The 18,459-nt window shown below is 70.0% G+C and carries 15 protein-coding genes; 7 read left to right on the top strand and 8 right to left on the bottom strand.

Annotated elements, in window-relative coordinates; genetic code table 11:
* Positions 1 to 294: 294 nt before the first annotated feature.
* On the bottom strand, positions 295 to 1,320 hold the full coding sequence (gene xerC / locus ACF07N_RS17040) for a tyrosine recombinase XerC (RefSeq protein ID WP_392113322.1): 1,026 nt from the start codon (positions 1,318 to 1,320) through the stop codon (positions 295 to 297).
* 42 nt (positions 1,321 to 1,362) lie between these two features.
* On the opposite strand from xerC, the gene ACF07N_RS17035 reads away from it, so the two are divergent.
* From ACF07N_RS17035 to ACF07N_RS17025, 3 genes are all read left to right on the top strand, one after another.
* Complete coding sequence (locus ACF07N_RS17035; protein ID WP_392113319.1) at positions 1,363 to 1,713, top strand: hypothetical protein; 351 nt, start codon at positions 1,363 to 1,365, stop codon at positions 1,711 to 1,713.
* Between the two features lie 142 nt (positions 1,714 to 1,855).
* Positions 1,856 to 2,689 (top strand): type II restriction endonuclease, encoded by an 834-nt coding sequence (locus ACF07N_RS17030; protein ID WP_392113317.1) that lies wholly within the window; start codon positions 1,856 to 1,858, stop codon positions 2,687 to 2,689.
* A 50-nt stretch (positions 2,690 to 2,739) separates the two neighbouring features.
* Complete coding sequence (locus ACF07N_RS17025) at positions 2,740 to 3,801, top strand: DNA cytosine methyltransferase (protein WP_392113314.1); 1,062 nt, start codon at positions 2,740 to 2,742, stop codon at positions 3,799 to 3,801.
* Between the two features lie 481 nt (positions 3,802 to 4,282).
* Here ACF07N_RS17025 and ACF07N_RS17020 read toward each other — a convergent pair whose 3' ends face one another.
* On the bottom strand, positions 4,283 to 5,272 hold the full coding sequence (locus ACF07N_RS17020; RefSeq protein WP_392113311.1) for an HNH endonuclease: 990 nt from the start codon (positions 5,270 to 5,272) through the stop codon (positions 4,283 to 4,285).
* Positions 5,273 to 5,311: 39 nt separating this feature from the next.
* Between ACF07N_RS17020 and ACF07N_RS17015 the strand changes: the two genes are divergently transcribed.
* Together ACF07N_RS17015 and ACF07N_RS17010 are read left to right on the top strand one after the other, a co-directional pair.
* On the top strand, positions 5,312 to 5,908 hold the full coding sequence (locus ACF07N_RS17015) for a hypothetical protein (protein ID WP_392113308.1): 597 nt from the start codon (positions 5,312 to 5,314) through the stop codon (positions 5,906 to 5,908).
* On the top strand, positions 5,905 to 7,761 hold the full coding sequence (locus ACF07N_RS17010) for a PQQ-binding-like beta-propeller repeat protein (RefSeq protein WP_392113305.1): 1,857 nt from the start codon (positions 5,905 to 5,907) through the stop codon (positions 7,759 to 7,761). Before ACF07N_RS17015 ends, ACF07N_RS17010 begins: the two co-directional genes overlap by 4 nt.
* A 16-nt stretch (positions 7,762 to 7,777) precedes the next feature.
* Here ACF07N_RS17010 and ACF07N_RS17005 read toward each other — a convergent pair whose 3' ends face one another.
* The 5 genes from ACF07N_RS17005 to ACF07N_RS16985 form a co-directional block, all read right to left on the bottom strand.
* Complete coding sequence (locus ACF07N_RS17005) at positions 7,778 to 10,138, bottom strand: FdhF/YdeP family oxidoreductase (RefSeq protein ID WP_392113302.1); 2,361 nt, start codon at positions 10,136 to 10,138, stop codon at positions 7,778 to 7,780.
* Positions 10,139 to 10,180: 42 nt separating this feature from the next.
* Positions 10,181 to 10,699: an SRPBCC family protein gene (locus tag ACF07N_RS17000; protein ID WP_392113299.1), complete on the bottom strand. Its 519-nt coding sequence runs from the start codon at positions 10,697 to 10,699 to the stop codon at positions 10,181 to 10,183.
* A 153-nt stretch (positions 10,700 to 10,852) separates the two neighbouring features.
* Positions 10,853 to 11,260, bottom strand: a complete 408-nt coding sequence (locus ACF07N_RS16995) for a hypothetical protein (protein WP_383335556.1) — start codon at positions 11,258 to 11,260, stop codon at positions 10,853 to 10,855.
* Between the two features lie 61 nt (positions 11,261 to 11,321).
* Positions 11,322 to 12,083 (bottom strand): TIGR03943 family putative permease subunit, encoded by a 762-nt coding sequence (locus tag ACF07N_RS16990; RefSeq protein ID WP_392113296.1) that lies wholly within the window; start codon positions 12,081 to 12,083, stop codon positions 11,322 to 11,324.
* Positions 12,080 to 13,096, bottom strand: a complete 1,017-nt coding sequence (locus tag ACF07N_RS16985; protein ID WP_392113293.1) for a permease — start codon at positions 13,094 to 13,096, stop codon at positions 12,080 to 12,082. Before ACF07N_RS16985 ends, ACF07N_RS16990 begins: the two co-directional genes overlap by 4 nt.
* A gap of 181 nt (positions 13,097 to 13,277) precedes the next feature.
* Between ACF07N_RS16985 and ACF07N_RS16980 the strand changes: the two genes are divergently transcribed.
* Positions 13,278 to 15,182 (top strand): NAD-binding protein, encoded by a 1,905-nt coding sequence (locus ACF07N_RS16980; RefSeq protein WP_392113290.1) that lies wholly within the window; start codon positions 13,278 to 13,280, stop codon positions 15,180 to 15,182.
* Between the two features lie 440 nt (positions 15,183 to 15,622).
* Here the strand turns inward: ACF07N_RS16980 and ACF07N_RS16975 are convergent, their stop codons facing one another.
* Positions 15,623 to 17,491: a S9 family peptidase gene (locus ACF07N_RS16975; RefSeq protein WP_392113287.1), complete on the bottom strand. Its 1,869-nt coding sequence runs from the start codon at positions 17,489 to 17,491 to the stop codon at positions 15,623 to 15,625.
* Positions 17,492 to 17,625: 134 nt separating this feature from the next.
* Between ACF07N_RS16975 and ACF07N_RS16970 the strand changes: the two genes are divergently transcribed.
* Complete coding sequence (locus ACF07N_RS16970) at positions 17,626 to 18,420, top strand: SURF1 family protein (protein ID WP_392113285.1); 795 nt, start codon at positions 17,626 to 17,628, stop codon at positions 18,418 to 18,420.
* Positions 18,421 to 18,459 lie beyond the last annotated feature (39 nt).

Raw genomic sequence — 18,459 nt, 5'->3', positions numbered from 1 at the left:
AACGCGATATGTCAGGTGCTACCGTCACGGCACCGCACTGCCCGTGGGAGAAATCTGGGAGAAGATCTTCGCCCAGAACCCCTCCGAGACCACCTCAGACCTACGAAGACCAACGCTCTGACCTGCACAATCACCGATGACGGCAGCTAGGGTGCGTGCGTGCCCTTCGTTCGGGACGAAGAGGTCGTGGGTTCAAATCCCGCCACCCCGACGCTGGTCAGAGGCCACATACGGATTTCCGTATGTGGCCTCTGTCGTGCTCGGGGGGCCAAACAGGGGGCCAAACGAATTTGATCAGGCCACCGCGTCGCCCTCTTCGTCGTCTACCGCAGCCTCCCCTTCCTGATCTTCGGCGAAGATGTCGTCCATCGCTTCGGCACCCTGCGTGATCACGGGCCGGAGCTGCTTCCGGTAGACCGCCTCTGTGGTCGCCTGACTGCTGTGACCGACCAAGAGCGCGATCCGTTCCAGCGGTATGCCGTGGTCGGAGAGCAGGGACACGAAGCTGTGCCGGAGCTCCCGCGGGGTCCACTCAGGCTTCAGTCCGGCCTTCTTCACGATGGCCTTGAAGTCGCGCCGAACGTTGGCCGCGTCGAGCGGCTCGCCGTTCCGGGTGGTGAAGACGCGGCCGGTCGGGCTCCACTCCATCCCTCTTGATGCCCGCTCCTGCTTCTGCCATCGCATGTGCTCTTCGAGGACGTCGACCACCTGCTTCGGCAGGGCGATAGTCCGGCGGCTCTTCCTGGTCTTGGTCTCACCGTGCTTGCGCACCGAACGCCACACCGCGACATGGGGCGGGATGCCATCCGTCGTCTCCAGGAAGACGTGATCCCAGGTGAGGGGGCGCGCCTCTTCCGTACGCACACCGCTGAGGAGTGAGAGCACGAGGTAGGCGTACAGCCGTGACGGGCGCGCGGCTGTGAGCACGGCTTTCGCCTCCTCCAAGTTCAGCGCCTTGCTCGGCCGGCCGGGGCGTCCCTCCGGTGCGGTGACGAGTAGGGCGACGTTCCGCGCAGCCTTGTCCCTGCGCTGAGCGTGCGCGATGGAGCGACGCAGAATGGCGAGCAGGTCGCGCAGGCTTCGCGTCGCGAGGAATTCAGCCCTGTCGTCCCACCAGTCGTCGACATCGTCCGCGCTGAGTTCCTTCAGCTTGGCCTTGCCGATGAACGGAATCAGGTGCTTGTTCGCCATCGAGCGGTTCTTTCCGATGGTGCCTTTCTCGTCGCGTCCCTTCAGCCCCCGCTCCAACCAGTCGTTCACTGCGTCGGCCACGGTGTAGTTGGCGGGCGCCTTGACGCCGGTCTGCAGCTCCTTCTTCAAGTCTCGGATTTTCTGGACCCAGCCAAGTTCGATTTCTATGCGATGGACTGCTACCGCCTGGTCGGAGAGGACAAGCTCGCGCGCACGCTCGCCGAAGAGGTGCTGAGGGCGGGAACGGACTTCGACGGAACCGAGCGCTCACCGATGCGCAACGCCGAAGCGCGCGTCACCCTCGGAGTTACGGCGGCACGTGAAGGCGATCTGGAACAGGCACTCATCATGGGGGAACGGGCCCTCGAAGGGGATCGTCAGTCGGTGCCATCACTCATCATGACAAGCCGCGAGCTTGCCGCCGAGATGAAGCGCCGATACGCAGCAGAACCCGGGGCCCGGGACTACCTGGCACGCCTGCAAGCACTCGGGCAGGAGAAACCCGGGTTTCTTCCACTGTGACACGCAGCCCCCCAAACAGGCTTTTGGCAATGCCTACAGCCACACCTACGGCCATACTGGGCAAAATCTCACCAATCGGATAATTGCCTACAAATCAAACTCCCCCCAACCTCAAAGCCAGCTTGCATGACAAGATCAGTCCGTGACAGGTGCGGACACGATTGAAGAATGGCTGCGCAATGTCTGCAGCCAGTACAAGTTCGACGTAAGGGGAGCGCTTCAAACTGATAGCCCGGATGCAGAATGGCCAATCACAATTACCGATCCGCAAGACCTAGAAGAGAAACTCGCGGCTCGGGGGCATCTACTTCCGCTACCGAAAGAGCCAGCCTCGCTAGCAAACATTATCGAAGTCTCTATCATTGACTTCATCCTTGCCGCAATCACCGGAACAAGCGGGATCGAATTTCAGCGAGGGTCAGAGCGCGGCTACCCGGACCTCGAAGTTAGTGGACCTCGATTCGGCGGCGGACACCACGCGATCGACATCAAGGCAGCGCGCAGGGCGGTCACCAAGGGCGGAGTTCCAAACGGGCGGACACAAAGTAGAATCACCCTTTATACCGGAAACACCTATTTCAAATGGCCAGCCCTCCACTGGCCAGGGACATTCCGTCCCTTCGGAGACTACGAGACACATCTAGACGTTCTCGTAATCTACACATTGAATGAAGCTTCGGCTTGGCGTGTAGACGACCTTGAAGTTATCGTGCAGGAGCCTTGGCGCATCGCCAGCAAGAAGCGTTCGTCGACGACGCGCGAGTACATCGGGGCCGTAGACTCCATCGCCGCCCTGCGGGAGGGACGTGGCGAGTTCAACACGCCGGAGGAGTTCTACCGCTTCTGGCGTGCCTTCCAGTTCAAGATCAGCGCGCAGGTTAGCAACCAGTTGAACAAGCTCATGACCGCGCAACAGGCAGAGATTGACAGGTTGCGCGGAGCCTCACAGGGCGGCTCCGGTACCTCACAGGGTTGACTTCGCGCCTCCCTCCCGCACCTGCGGACGCTTGTGGCACACTACAGCTCATGAACAATCAAGGGGTGGCGATCTCTCTATTCTCCGGGGCTGGCGGCCTGGACCTTGGCGTCGAGGCCGCCGGTTTCGAGGTCCGCGCAGCGGTGGAACGCAACAAAGACGCGGCTCTCACCATGGAGAAAAACTTTCCCCACCTCGACTCGGTCATTGTTAACGACATCCTCAAAACGACCACAGATGAAATTCTGGAACACGCCGGCCTGAAGAATGGCGAACGGCCGGATCTACTGGTCGGCGGCCCCCCTTGCACGCCATTCTCTAAGTCTGGCTTCTGGCTGGACTGGAAACGAGACGGACTGGATCCCGACGCCAGTCTCTTGCAGGAATACACGCGAGTTCTCCGCGAGGCCAAGCCGCGAGCCTTTGTGCTCGAAAACGTCTACGCATTGACGTACAACAACAAGGCCAGCCGCCCTGCCTTCGATCGACTCTTGAAAGAGATCAAGGAGGCGGGGTACGCATTCGATTGGAAGGTGCTCAACGCAGCCGACTACGGGGTACCGCAAGCCAGGCCGCGCCTCTTCATCGTCGGCGCGCCCGAAGGGGAAAAAATCCCCTCCTTGCCTACGGCGACCCACACGGGCAAGTGGGAGCGTAGGCATTCAGGTACAGAGGGTGCTGCCCCTTACGTCACAGCCGGCGAGGCCCTGAAGGGACTCGTCAGCGATCCGGAGCCTGAAGAGCGCGTCGGCGGGCAGTTCGGTCACCTCCTGCCTGACGTTCCGCCAGGAGACAACTACCTCTTCTACACGGAGAAACGGGGCCACCCCGATCCGCTGTTCGAGTGGCGGAGCAGGTACTGGTCCTTCCTGCTGAAGTTGGACCCTGGCAAGCCTTCCCCGACGATTCAGGCCCAACCCGGCCCGTATGTAGGCCCGTTCCATTGGGAAAACAGGCGTCTGCGCATCCCCGAGTTGAAGCGCCTCTTCACTTTTCCCGACAGCTTCGAGTTCGTCGGATCGCGTTCGTCGGTCCAAGCCCAGGTTGGCAACAGCGTTCCACCGCGTCTCGCTGAGGCGGTTGTCCGGTCGGTCGCGGACGTGCTGAGTTGACCAGAGACAACGGGTCTCGGCGCGGGTAGCTCATGCGTCGTTGAGGGGGCCAAACAGGGGGCCAAACGATGCAGCCACACCCGTACTCTCTCGGACGGTAATGGACGGGAGCAAGAGTCGAAGGCTCAGGTCGGTGCCCCGAAGCGCAGGCACACTGGGGCCTGATCGCGTTCGGGACGAAGAGGTCGTGGGTTCAAATCCCGCCACCCCGACAGTGAAGTAGCAGGTGAGGCGCCCACCGTGTGCGGTGGGCGCCTCACCTTTTCTGTGTGCGTGTCCATGCTCCCGACTACGGCTTCGCACATGTCTCCGACCGCCGCAACCCCGGCCGTCTCCGCGTCGCCGATAGGCCGGGAGATCACTCCCAGGTCGCACTCCACGGTCGGACCGCGGGAGCACGAAGCTGTGCCGGAGCTCGCGGGGTGTTCACTTGCGGCGGCGGCGCCGCCGTCGAAGCAGACGAGTCGTTTCTCGACCTGCGTCACGGTGCGTCACGTACGACCCGGCGGATGTCTCCCTTGACCCTTCTCAGGGCGATGTCATAGGCCCAGGCGTAGGTGGAGGCTTTCTTGTCGATGGAGAAGTGGCGTCCGGTTGCCGCGTCCAGGACACGATGGAACTCATCCATCAGCTCCGGCCAAGCTACCGACGCGAGATCACCGTCCGTCCAGCCGTACAGCGACTTCAGCTCCTCCTTCACCGCCGAGAAGAAGGACAGAGGTTCGCGGGGCTCCTTTCCCATCCGGACATCATGTCGCCGCAGAAGTTCCTTCACTTCCTCGGGGGCGTCCACCCACTTGTCCGGACTGTCCCTGAGCTCCGCATAGTCGATCCAGGCCCAGAAGCTTTCCGCATCGGCCACATCCGGAGCCTCAGCGTGATGGTCTCGGCAGAGCAGCGCAAAGTTCCTGACGTCCATGGAGCCCCCGAGCGCGGCCGGAACAACGTGCGCCCGCTCAACCGGCCTGCGCCAACACACCAAGCAGGCAGCCTCGTCCATGCCCAAGTAGTCGGCGATCGCCCGTACAGTCGGCGCGGTCTTCCTCTTGACCGGCTTCTTCTCGCGGGGCTGGACGCCCAGGGCGCCGGCGTCGTATCCGTACTTACTGCCATCGTCTGGATGATTGATTCGCAACACGTCCGGAATATCGTTGCGCTGCTTACGCGGATTCCGTGCACCGTAGAGAGGAGTATGTATTTCCGTCAGGTAGTCCACCAGGAAGCCGAGCGCGAAGTCCTGTATCAGCTCGAAGGCATCACGATCGTAGCCTCCGGCTTCATTTCTGTGGCCCTGGATGTCGACGTACAAAAAGCGGGGAGCGCCGGGAGAGCTTTTCTCGGCCTGCTTGATGCACTCGAAGATGCGCAGAGCGCTGCGCTCGAAGTTCTCGTACACCTTCATGTCATGGTAGATCGCAATTGCCTTTCGGGGCTTCCTTTTCCGATTCTGCTGTCGCGTCTTCTTCGCCATATCTCCCCCTGGGCCGTGTATCACGACGGCACTGGGAGGATGCCAGACGGCACTGACAGCCGGCAGTCGAAGCACCCGAAGGTGCCGGTCCTGAGCAAGTGGCTCTTGACCGGCATCCGTCTCCATGAGGCACCCCGTGATCCGCAAGTGGGCCACGGCCTCGTGGTCACTGCCAGTAAAGTGCTCGTACACGAAGCGGAGATCGCGGGGGCGTGGACGATGAGCGGAACTCTTCGGCTGGAGCTGTTGGGGCTGCCCGACACGGACGAGGACGAACTCTTCCGGTTGAGCACTCGGTTGCGCCGCTCTCTCCTCGATCTTGATGTGGCAGACGTCCGGCTGGCGCGCTTCTCCGGTGATGTCGCACCCGGAGCGAAGAGCACTGAGTTGATCGCCGCCGGGACCGTCGTCGTCACCGCCACGTCCTTCGTCCTGCGCCAAGTACTCCAGCTTGCCGACACCTGGCTGAAGAACCGTCCGGTTCGCGGTATCAAGGTGGAGCTGGACGGCCGCACCCTGGAGTTGAGTGATGCCTCGGCCGTCGAGCGGGAGCGGCTGATCGACGCGTTCCTGGCCCATGAGCCACCCGGCGAGGACGGAACGGACACGGAGCGGCCTCGGTCTCCGACCTCGTGACCGTCCAGGCGTTCGGCGATGGCCACCGCAGGGCCCTACTCATCGGCACGGGTAGCTACGAGCATGCGGAACTCCCCACGCTGCTCTCCCCGGAGGCGGACTGCGCCAGGCTGACCGAGGTCCTGCACGATCCGGAGGTGGGCCAGTTCGAGGTGCAGCACCTGGTCGACGCCGACCGCTCCACGGTGGAACGGGCGATCGAGGAGTTCTTCCTCACCGCGCAGCGCGATGACGTCTGTCTGTTGTACTTCTCGTGTCACGGGGTCGTGAGCCGCAGCGACAAGCTCTACTTCGCTGTCCGGAACACCAACCCAGATCGCCCCGCCCACTCGGCGATCTCCGCGGGATTCGTCCACGACGTGATGGACGAGTGCCGTGCCCGGAGCATCGTGGTGGTGCTGGACTGTTGTTACAGCGGGTTGTTCATCCCCGGCGCCAAGGGCGGCCCTTCGGCAGACTTCGAAGAGGCACTGGCCGGCCACGGCCGTGTCATCATCACCGCCGGTACCCGGGTGCAGCGTGCCTGGGAGGGTGACCACTCCGACGCGGGGACGCCTGCTCTCTCACCCTTCACCGCAGCACTCGTCGATGGTCTGCGCAGTGGGGACGCCGATTTCGACGGCGATGGTCTCATCACGGTGCAAGAGCTGTTCAGGTACGCCTCCGAGCGGCTCCACCAGGCCGGGGTCGACCAGACACCCCGGCTGGGCGGCGAGCTGCAGTACGACATCGCGGTAGCCAGGGTGAAGAAGAAGCGCCGACCGCGGTCATCTCGCACGCAGGGCACGAAGGGCAGGCAGGGCACGGGGGAGTCGGGCCGCCGGGGCGCCGGCCCGCGCACGCGCCGTCCACGCGAAGCGCCCTGGCGGATGCCGGCTGCCTCCGGCCCGGCTCACCAGCCCGTCCTGTCCGACGGCACCTTGATCGTGCAGGAGAAGTACAGCCTGCACGTGGTCGACGCCGAGTCCCGCCGCCGGCACCCCCTGATCCGGATGAACTACGCCGGCAGCCCCGCCTTCCACCGGGGCGCCGCCTACTTTCCGGGGACGGGGCGCTGGCTGCGGAGCGTGGATCTGCGGACAGGAAGACCTCGCAGAACCACCCGGCTGCAGGTTTGCGACGGCCTCCTGGGGGTCTGCGCGGACGTCCTGTACGCGCCCGGCCCGGACGGTGTCCTGCACTCGATCGACCTGTTGTCCGGCGACGTTCTCTGGTCACGGCCCCTGGACGGCACTGCCGTGGGCTGCGCCCCTGAAGCGGCCGCAGGCAACGTGATCGTCATGGCCGGTGAGCCCCGGCTGCCGAGCGCCGCCGCGGCCCACGGTGGAGGACGCGTCGTGGCATTCCTGGAAGCAACCGGCCGCCCGAACTGGTCCTACGAGCCCGACGGGCCGCTTCGCCAGGAGTGGGTCGTCACCGACCTGGGCGTCTACCTGGTCCAGCAGGTCGAGTCCGCGCACCAGAGGATCGTCGCTGTCGACCCGACCCGTGGGGACCCGTTGTGGACGTTCGACACCGCCGCCGACCTCGCTGCCGCTCCGGCCGGGGTGGGCGGGACGGTGGTCTTCGGCGATGTGGACAACCGGCTCGTCGCTCTCGACGCGAAGAGCGGCGCCCAGCTGTGGGAGAGGAAGACCCAAGGGCGTATTCTGACGCGGCCGTTCTCGGTGGGCGACACGCTCTACACCGCTGATCGCACAGCGACGGTGACAGCCTGGAACCTCCCGGTCGGCGGGAAGCTGCGCTCCTGCGACATCCTCCTGAGCCCGGATCCCCGGGGGCATCCGGCGGTCACCCCGGATTGGCTGTACCTCACCGACTCCCGCGGCGACCTCCACGCGATACGTCCTTGAGAGGGCCCGTCAACCGTCACACCCCCCTCGTCACCCCTGTCGACCCCGTCAACCCGTCATCCCCGTGCTCCCCGCCGGCCCCCGTCGCCGTCGTCGCCGGCTCCAGGCGTACCACCACCGCCTTGTACGTCGGCTGGTTGCTGCCCTCGGCCACGCTGTCCAGGGGGACCAGCACGTTGGTCTCCGGGTAGTACGCGGCGGCGCAGCCGCGGGCCGTGGGGTAGGGGATCACGCGGAAGTCCTCCGCGCGGCGCTCGACGGCGTCGGGCCAGACGCTGATCAGGTCGACGTTCTGTTCCGCGGTCAGGCCGAGGGTGGTCATGTCGTCGGGGTGGACGAGGACGACCCGGCGGCTGCCGTGGATGCCGCGGTAGCGGTCGTTGGACGTGTACGGGACGGTGTTCCACTGGTCGTGCGAGCGCAGGGTCTGCAAGAGCAGGTGGCCCTCGGGGGCGCGCGGTGCCTCGAAGGCGTTGCGGGTGAACAGGGCCTTGCCGGCGTCGTTGGCGTAGACGCCCTCGTTGACCGGGTTCGTCAGCGGGATGCCGCCGGGGCGGGTCACGCGTCGGTTGTAGTCGTGCAGGCCCGGGACGACGCGGGAGATGCGGTCGCGGATCACGCCGTAGTCGGCCTCGAAGCGTTCCCAGGGGATGTCGGGGGTGTCGCCGAGGGTCCGGCGGGCGAGCCGGCTGAGGATGGCGATCTCGCTGAGGAGCAGCGGGGAGGCGGGACGCAGGCGGCCGCGCGAGGTGTGGACCTCGCTCATGGAGTTCTCCACGGTCACGAACTGCTCGCCGCTCGCCTGCACGTCCCGTTCGGTGCGGCCCAGCGTGGGCAGGATGAGCGCGGTCTCGCCGCACACGGTGTGGGAGCGGTTGAGCTTGGTGGAGATGTGGGCGGTGAGACGGCAGGTGCGCATCGCCTTCTCGGTGACCGCGCTGTCGGGGGTGGCGCGGACGAAGTTGCCGGCGAGGCCGAGGAAGAACCGGACGCGGCCCTCGCGCATGGCCCTGATCGCGTTGACGGAGTCCAGCCCGTGGGCGCGCGGCGGTTCGAAGCCGAACTCGTCGCGCAGGGCGTCGAGGAACGTGTCCGGCATCCGCTCCCAGATGCCCATGGTGCGGTCGCCCTGGACGTTGCTGTGCCCGCGCACCGGGCAGGCGCCGGTGCCGGCCCGGCCGACGTTGCCGCGCAGCAGCAGGAAGTTCACGAACTCCCGGATCGTGGAGACGGCGTGCTTGTGCTGGGTGATGCCCATGGCCCAGCAGACGACGACCCGCTCGCTGCGCAGCACCTCGTCGCGGACCTGCTCGATCTCCTCGCGCCGCAGGCCGGTCGCGGCGAGGACGTCGTCCCAGTCGACGCCGCGGACGTGCGCGGCGAACTCCTCGAAGCCGCTGGTGTCGGCGCGGATGAAGTCGTGGTCGAGGACCTCGCCCGGCCGGGCGTCCTCGGCCTCCAGAAGCAGCCGGTTGAGCCCCTGGAACAGGGCCAGGTCGCCGCCGCCGCGGATGTGCAGGAAGCGGTCGGCGATCCGGGTGCCGCGGCCGACGACCCCGCTGGGCTTCTGGGGGTTCTTGAACCGCCGCAGCCCGGCCTCCGGCAGCGGGTTGACCGCGATGACGCGGGCGCCGTTGCGCTTGGCCTGCTCCAGCGCGGACAGCTGCCGGGGGTGGTTGGAACCGGGGTTCTGCCCCACCAGGAAGATCAGGTCGGCGTGGTGCAGGTCGTGCAGGCTGACCGTGCCCTTGCCGGTGCCCAGCGTCTCGTGCAGGGCGTAGCCGCTGGACTCGTGGCACATGTTGCTGCAGTCGGGCAGGTTGTTGGTGCCCAGCGCCCGGGCGAACAACTGCAGGGTGAACGCGGCCTCGTTGCCGGCCCGGCCCGAGGTGTAGAAGACGGCCTCGTCGGGGGAGCCGAGCGAGGTCAGTTCGCCGGCCATCAGGGCGAAGGCGTCGTTCCAGCTGATCGGCTCGTAGTGGTCCGAGCCGGGCCGCTTGACCATCGGCTCGGTCAGCCGGCCCTGCTGGTTGAGCCACGCGTCGGAGCGGCGGGCCAGGTCCGAGACCGGGTGCTCGCGGAAGAACGCGGCGGTGACGCGCCGGGTCGTCGCCTCGTCGTTGATGTGCTTGGCGCCGTTCTCGCAGTACTCGTTGCGGTGCCGGTGGCCCGGCGCGGGGTCGGCCCACGCGCAGCCGGGGCAGTCGATGCCGTCCACCTGGTTCATGGTCAGCAGGGTCTGGCCGGCACGTGCGGCGGACGTCTCCTCCAGGGAGTACTCCAGCGCGTGCGCCACGGCGGGCACGCCCGCGGCCCACTTCTTGGGCGGGGTCACGGTCAGGGTCTCGTCCGGCTCCTCGCCGGGCGCCTTCTTCATCGGATCGCCTCTCGCTCAGGCTGGTCGGGCTGGTCCCGGGCGTCAGCCGACGGGCCAGCAGGGCACGCCGCTCTCCTGCCGCTCCGGCTCCCCGCGCCGCAGCCGGCCGCCCCGGATGGTGCCCCGCCAGGCGCCGGTCTCCTCCCCCAGTCCCTCGAGGTACTCCTTGAAGCGCCGCAGCTCTCCGCGCACGACACGGCCGGCCAGGCCGGGGACGCCGGCCAGCAGGCCGGTGGTGCCGCGCGGGGCGATCTCCATCCGCACGGTGACCGCCGTGCCGCCGCCGGCGGTGGGCGCGAAGCGCACCTCACCCCGGTGCGCGGGGTGCCGGTCGAGGCCACGCCAGACCAGGTGGGAGTCGGGTTCCTGCTCCACGATCTCGGCCCGGAACCCGCCGCGCAGCGGTCCCGCCCCGAGGGTCCACGAGGTGAGGGCCGGTTTGATCTGGTCGACCTTCCTCACCGTCCTCATGAACCGGGGGAAGCTCCCGAACTGCGTCCACTGGTTGTACGCGGTGCGCACCGGGACCGCGACCTGGATCGTTTCCTGAACGCTGTGCATGTGCCCACCCATCGTCGGCTGCCGCTCGTCCAGTCTCGCCGTACGTCCGGCGACGCGCACATCGCGAGCCCCCGCACGGCCGGTCCCCGGCGGAGACCGCCGAGTGCCCCCGACCGGCCGGGCCCTAACCCGGCCCGGGACCGCGACGGCGGCTCAGGACAGCAGGCCGGTCAGCGTTCCCGCGAGGGTCAGGGCCAGGAACGCCCCGCCCCACGTCATCGCCAGGCGTATGCGGCGGTACGTGAGCGACGTCGCGCGGCGCAGGGACTCCGCGTGGGTCTCGGCGGCGGAGCCGCGGCGGGGCCGGGACGCCGGCCCGAGCAGCACCAGCGCCGGGGCGCAGGCCGCGCAGCCGGACCAGACGAGGAGCTGGGGAATCACCCCGTACTGGGCGGGCGCGATGGCGCCGACGGTGATCGCGCCGAGCAGGGCGGTCAGGGCCGCGCCCAGCGTCGCCAGGGTCAGTCCCGCTCTGCTGTCGGCCTTGGCGAGTCGCTCCCGGGCCCGGGCCAGGGGCTCGGGGCCGGGTTCCGTGGTGCGCCGGTCGTCGAGTGTGGTCATACGTCCCCCTCGCTGATGCCTTCACGGGTACCCGGGAGGGGCACTTCCAGTACGGCCGGTGTCAGCTGTTCCACGTCTCGTCGTAGGGGTCGTGGGGGGTCGGGACCGGGCGGGCGGCGGTGACCTGGACGTACGGGACGGGGCGGCCGTTGACCGGGTCCTCGGTGCGGCGGGGGGTGTAGCGGCCGGTGATCTCCAGCCAGGTGTCGGGGCGCAGGACCGGGGGGACGGCGCCGGTGAGGGCGATCTTGACCGGCTGGGCGTCAGCGGCGCAGCAGTTGAGGCCCATGCGGACCAGGTAGGGGGTGCCGTCGCGGTCCAGGGTGACGAAGCCGGTGATCCTCAGGTCGCGGTCGCGCAGGGAGCGGCCCTTGTCGTAGATCGCGCGGCCGGCGTAGTCGGCGACGCCGAGGCGCACGGGGTCGCCGGCGGGGAGGTCCGGGAAGCCGAGGGGTTTCGTCAGGGCCGTGCCCGTGTGGGAGGCGCTGTAGGAACCGAGGGCCGGCGGGGCGACCAGGATCAGGGCGAGGACCGGGAGAGTGAGCAGCCACGCGACGCGCGGCTCGTGGTGATGTTCCGAACGGTGGTGTTCCGAGGGGTGGTGTTCCGAGGGGTGGCGTCGCGAGGGGTGGGGTGCCGAGGCGCGGCCGCGGCGGTCGTAGTGGAGGGTGGCGGCCGCCGTCACGACGAGGACCGCGCCCGCCAGCAGGACCAGGGGGCGCAGGCCCTCCTTGACGTAGCGGAGGTAGAGGTCGGTGGTGCCGGCGTGCAGCAGGGTGGCGCCGAGCAGGAAGAGGAGGGCCGACTGGGCGAGGCGGTTCACAGCAGGACCGTTCCGGTGAGGGCCGAGACGGCCACGGCCAGGGCGAGGGTCGCGGGGGCGAAGCGCAGGGCGAAGGCGCGGCCGAAGGTGCCGGCCTGCATGGCGAAGAGCTTGAGGTCGACCATCGGGCCGACGACCAGGAACGTCAGACGGGCCGTCAGGGAGAACTGGGTCAGGGACGCCGCCACGAACGCGTCCGCCTCGGAGCAGATCGACAGCAGCACGGCCAGGACGGCGAGGGCCAGGACGGAGAGGACGGGGTGCCCGGCGGCGAAGGCCAGCCAGTGCGCCGGGACTACCGCCTTGAGGGTCGCCGCCGCCATCGCGCCGAGGACGAGGAACCCGCCCGCGTGCGTCACGTCGTGGCGTACCGAGCCCCAGAAGGCCGCGCCCTTCCCCTGACCCTCGTACGGGGCCCGGGCCGGGGTGCGCAGCCAGTCCGTGCGGCCGGCGCGGTGCCAGAGCCAGCCCATCGCGCAGGCCACCAGCAGGCTCGCGACGAAACGGGCCAGGACCATTTCCGGTTCGCCCGGGAACGCCACGGCCGTCGCCGTCAGCACGATCGGGTTGATGGCGGGCGCCGACAGGAGGAACGCCAGGGCGGCCGCCGGGGTGACTCCCCTGCGGACCAGCGCCCCGGCGACCGGCACCGACGCGCACTCGCAGCCGGGCAGGACCGCGCCCGCCGCGCCCGCGACCGGCACCGCCAGGGCCGGGCGCCGCGGCAGGGCCCGGGCGAAGAACGACGGCGGCACGAACACCGCGATCGCGGCCGAGAGCAGGACGCCCAGCACGAGGAACGGCAGCGCCTGGACCAGCACCGCGACGAACACGGTCATCCAGCTCTGCATCACCGGCGCGGACAGGGCGCCGCGGATCGGGTCCTGCAACATCACCGCAGTGAGCAGCAGGAGGGTCAGCACGAGGGGGGAGGTGAGGTGGCCCGCCTCCTGGTCGTCCCCGGCCGTGTCCGTGTTCTCGGAGTCGGTCGGGGTGGTCTGCGTGGTGGCCACGGGCCCGGTACCTCCGGTGGTGCGCGAGGGCATGTCCCTCCCCTCCCCTGGTGTACGGGTGAAGCGGCCCCGCCGTTCACGCCGCACCGTCCCCTTCTGGAACCAGCCGTCCCGGTGGGGCACTCTTCTCCCCGTGGGGAGCGTTCCGAACCAAGGGCAGCCAGGCCGTCCGGCCACGCACATGATCGTGTGCGGAGACGACGGACTCGCGCACCGGCTGGCCGCCGAACTGCGCGGTGTCTACGGCGAACAGGTCACGCTCGTCGTGCCGCCCTCGGGGCGCCGGGTGCGGCAGCCGGTGGTCGGACGGGCCCGGGCCGCTTCGGCCGCGCTGCTCGACCGGTTCGTGAGCGCGACCGCCGGGCGCACGGGCACGGGCACGGGCGGCGCCGAACCCGCCTCGGCCGCCGAACAGGTCGTGGAGGCCGCCGAGATCACCGAGGCCGTGCTCGGCGCGGTGGGCGTGGACCGCGCCGCGGCGCTGGCGCTGGTATACGACGACGACGAGACCAACATCCGCGCCGCGCTCACCGCCCGCCGGCTCAACCCGCGCCTGCGTCTCGTCCTGCGTCTCTACAACCGGCGGTTGGGGCAGCACATCGAGGAACTGCTCGACCAGGCGGCCGCCGTGGCCTCGGGAACCGGGCCGGGGGCGGCGGGACTCGACGCGTCGACGACCGTGCTGTCCGACGCCGACACGGCGGCCCCGGCACTCGCCGCCACCGCGCTCGCCGGGACCAGCAAGGTCGTCCAGACGGAGGGCCTGGTGCTGCGGGCGGTGGAGCGGCAGCCGCCGCGGCCCGGGGAGGTGGCCGACCCGGGGCTGTGCACGCTGGCGCTGCTGTCGGCGACGAGCAACGACCCGGCCGGCGCGGACGGTTCCGAGGGCAGCGGGGAGCAGGGGCCGCGGCTGCTGCCGGACGAGGCGGCCGTGGCGGCGGCGACCGGGCGCGGGACCGTGGTGCTGGAGCAGGTGTCGTACTCGGGGCCGTCCCTGCCCTCGGGGCGGGGTGGCGTGCCGCCGTTCGGCTCACTGTTCTCACGCCGGCTGCGGTGGTCGCTGGCCGGTCTGGTGGGGTGTGTGCTCGGGCTCGCCGTCGCGCTGATGGTCGTGACCGGGGAGCATCCGCTGTACGCGACGTATGTGACGCTGCTCGACCTGTTCGGCATCAACGACCCGGCGTACCACGACTCGACCGGGCGGCAGGTGCTGCAACTGCTGTCCGGGCTGGTCGGGTTGCTGCTGCTGCCGGTGCTGCTGGCAGCGGTGCTGGAGGCGCTGGGGACGTTCCGCAGCGCGTCCGCGCTGCGGAAGCCGCCGCGGGGGCTCGGCGGGCACGTGGTGCTGCTGGGGCTCGGGAAGATCGGCACGCGCGTGCTGACGCGGCTGCGCGAGCTGAACATCCCCGTGGTGTGCGTGGAGTCGGACCCGGAGGCGCGGGGGCTCGCCACGGCGCGGCGGCTGCGGGTGCCGGTGGTGCTCGGCGACGTCACGCAGGAGGGCGTGCTGGAGGCGGCGAAGATCCACCGGGCGCACGCGCTGCTGGCGTTGACCAGCGCGGACACGACGAACCTGGAGGCGTCGCTGTACGCCCGTTCCCTCCGGCCGGACCTGCGGGTGGTGCTGCGGCTGTACGACGACGACTTCGCGACCGCCGTGTACCGCACGCTGCGGGCCGCGCATCCGTCGGCGCTGACCCGGAGCCGGAGTGTGTCGCATCTGGCCGCTCCCGCGTTCGCCGGGGCGATGATGGGGCGGCAGATCCTCGGGGCCATCCCGGTGGAGCGGCGGGTGCTGCTCTTCGCGGAGCTGGAGGTCGGCGGGCATCCGCAGTTGGAGGGGCGGACGGTCGGGGAGGCCTTCCGGGCCGGGGCGTGGCGGGTGCTGGCCCTCAACACGGCGCCGTCCGGGGGGCGGCGGGACGGTGAGGCGCCGGCTGAGGAACGGGCGGCGGCCTCCGGGTTGGTGTGGGATCTGCCGTCGACGTATGTGCTGGGGGCCGGGGACCGGGTGGTGCTGGCGGCGACGCGGCGGGGGCTGGCGGAGTTGCTGGGGCGCAGGCGGCGGGAGCGGACGGGCGCGTGACGCCGGGCGGTGTGACGCCGGGCGGTGTCACACCGGGCCGTGTCACGCCGGGCCGTGTCACGCCGGGCGGTGTCTTTCACGGCTCGGCGTCACAAAATGCCCGGGGCCGGTGCCCGGGGCGGGGCGGTGCGCAGCCCGGCGCTGCGGGGTGCCGCCCGCGCCCACCCGTGCCGCCCCAGCGGCACGACTGCCCGCGGGTGACGCGGGTGGGCCCGACCGCCCGCGGGTGCGCGGGCCCTCCCGCCCGCGGGCGACGCAACGCTCAAGAGGCGCGGGCGACGCAGCACCCAAGAAGCGCGGGTAGCGCAGCGCCCAAGGGGCGCGGGTAGCCCAGCACCCAAGAAGCGCGGGCGACGCAGCACCCAAGAGGCGCGGGGAGCTGCGCGGCCGGCACCCCGCGGCACCCGCAGCCGCCGACGCCCCCTCCCCCGCTCCCCGGACTACCGCGCGACCGAGCCCCCCTTCAGGTGCCGCTCCGCGAACTCCAGCTCCAGCCGCACCTGCTTGATCCGCTCGTCCACCACCAGCGACCCGTGCCCGGCGTCGTACCGGTACACCTCGTGCACCGCGCCCCTCGCCTCCAGGCGCTTGACGTAGTTCTCGATCTGCCGGATCGGGCAGCGGGGGTCGTTGACGCCGGCGGAGATGTAGACCGGTGCCTTGACCCGGTCGACGTACGTGATCGGGGACGAGGCCTCGAAGCGGTCGGGCACCTCCTCCGGCGTGCCGCCGAGCAGCGTGCGGTCCATCGCCTTCAGGGCCTCCATCTCGTCGTGGTACGCCGTGACGTAGTCCGCGACGGGCACCGCCGCGATGCCCAGCGCCCACGCGTCGGGCTGGACGCCGAGGCCGAGGAGGGTGAGGTAGCCGCCCCAGGAACCGCCGGTCAGGACGAGCCGCTCGGGGTCGGCGAGGCCCGAGGCGACCGCCCACTCGCGGACCGCGGCGATGTCCTCCAGCTCGATGAGGCCCACCCGGTGCTTCAGGGCGTCCGTCCAGGCGCGGCCGTAGCCGGTGGAGCCGCGGTAGTTGACACGGATCACCGCATAGCCGTGATCGACCCAGGCAGCCGGGGCCGCCGCGAAGGAGTCGCTGTCGTGCCAGGTGGGGCCGCCGTGGATGTCGAAGACCGTGGGGAGCGGCCCGGTGACGCCCGCCGGCTTCTGGACGAGGGCGTGGATGCGGCCGCCCGGCCCCTCCACCCACACGTCCTCCACCGGCACCGAGCCGGGCGACTTCATGCCGGGCGGGTCGAGCACGACACCGCCCGCCGTGGAGCGCACCGCCGGCGGCTCGGCCGCCGAGGACCACAGGTACTCCACGCTGCCGTCGGGCCGGGCCGTGGCCCCGGAGACCGTGCCGGGCGGGGTCGGGATCTCCGTCAGGGCGCGGCTCGCCAGGTCGTAGCGGAACAGCTCGCTGCGGGCCTCGAAGCCGTGCACGACGAGCAAGCCCGTGCCGTCCGGGTACCACTCGGCGCTGACGTCGCCGGGCAGCTCCAGCGCCAGGTCCGTCTGCTCGCCGGTCGCCACGTCCCACACCAGGGGCTCCCAGCGGCCGCGGCGCTGGTGACCGATGAGCAGGCGCGTGTCGCCGTCGACGGGAGCGAAGCCGAGGACCTCCAGGCCCAGCTCGCGGGTGCCGCCCTCGGTGTCGTCGAGGTCGGCGACCGCCGTGCCGTCCGGGCGCAGGACGCGCAGGGCCGAGTGCATCGCGTCGCCGTGCTCGGTGTGCTCGACGGCGATGAGCGAACCGTCGTGGGAGAGGTCGCCGACCCCGGCCGACTCGCGGTGGCGGTAGATCTCCACCGGGGCCTCGCCGGTGCGGACCAGGTGGATCGTCGTGCCGTCCTCGTCCGTGGAGCGGCCGACGACCGCCGTGCGGCCGTCCCGGCCGAGGGCGAGGCCCGCCGGGTAGGAGGGCTCGAGGCCCGCGGCGGCCGGCTCGTCCGCGCCGCCCTCGAAGGGCTGGCGGCGCCACACGCCGAACTCGTCGCCGTCCTTGTCGTCGAACCACCAGATCCACGCACCGTCCGGTGACAGCACACCGTCCGTCGTGCCGTTGGGCCGGTCCGTCACCTGGCGCTGCTCACCCGTCGACCGGTCCCACGCGTACAGCTCGTACGTCCCCGTCGCGTTCGACACGAACAGGGAGCGGTCCGGGGCGTCCTCCGCCCAGTCGGGCAGGGAGACCCGGGGAGCCCGGAAGCGTTTCTCCCAGTCGGGCACCCGCTCCTGCTGTCCCGCCTGTACCACCTGTTCGTGCTGGTCCCGCTCATCCCGTGCGTCGGGCCCGTTGCTCTCAGTCATGGCCCCATACTGCCCGCCTCCGGCGGTGTTTCGCTGGCCAGGCCCCCAGCCTGTGGACAACCTCCACCGCTCCCCCTCCGGCCGTTGCCCACCCCGCGGGCGGGAAGCGGCCCCCAGCCCCGTACCGTGGGGGTGTGTACCGGTTTCTGCTGACGCCCCGATGGTGGGGGATCAACGCCTTCGTACTGCTGTCGATCCCGTTCTGCATCTTCATGGGGTCCTGGCAGCTGGGCCGGTTCGAGGACCGCGTGCAGGACCACCGCACGGCGACCGAGCAGGTCTCGCAGGCCGCGCGCGAGGCGCCGCGGCCCCTCGGGGAGATGCTGCCGGTGACCAAGGCGACGTCCGGCAAGCTGGTCACCGCGACCGGGCGCTACGGCAGGCAGCTGATGGTGCCGGAGCGGGAGCTCGACGGCAGGCGGGGCTTCTACGTGCTCACGCTGCTGCACACCGACGCGGGCGAGGCGCTGCCGGTGGTGCGGGGGTGGCTGCCCGGGACCGCCGACGCGGCGAAGGCGCCGGCCCCGCCGCGGGGCGAGGTCACGGTGACCGGGGCGCTGCAGGCGTCCGAGACTCCGGGGGACAACGGGGTCCGTGCCCAGGGCGGGCTGCCGGCCGGGCAGACCGGCGCGATCAGCGCGGCGTCGCTGGTGAACCTGGTGCCGTACGACGTGTACGACGCGTGGGTCACGCTGGCGAAGGGCGACGCCGGGATGAAGGCCGTGCCGGCCTCGGCGCCGCCGGACACGGGTCTTGACCTGAAGGCGTTCCAGAACCTCGGTTACACCGCCGAGTGGTTCGCCTTCGTGGGGTTCGTGATCTTCATGTGGTTCCGGTTGCTGCGGCGCGAGGTGGAGTTCGCGCGGGACGCGGCGCTGGGACTGGTGCCGGACGAGGAGCCGGTCGCCGCGGAGGCCGCCGCCAGGTGAGCGGGCGTCCGGGCCGGGCCCGGACGGGTCCGCGGCCCG

Source organism: Streptomyces sp. NPDC015242 (assembly GCF_043079125.1).
Lineage (GTDB): Bacteria > Actinomycetota > Actinomycetes > Streptomycetales > Streptomycetaceae > Streptomyces.
Note: the sequence above shows the minus strand (reverse complement) of the source record. Positions and strands in the feature narration are given on the sequence as shown.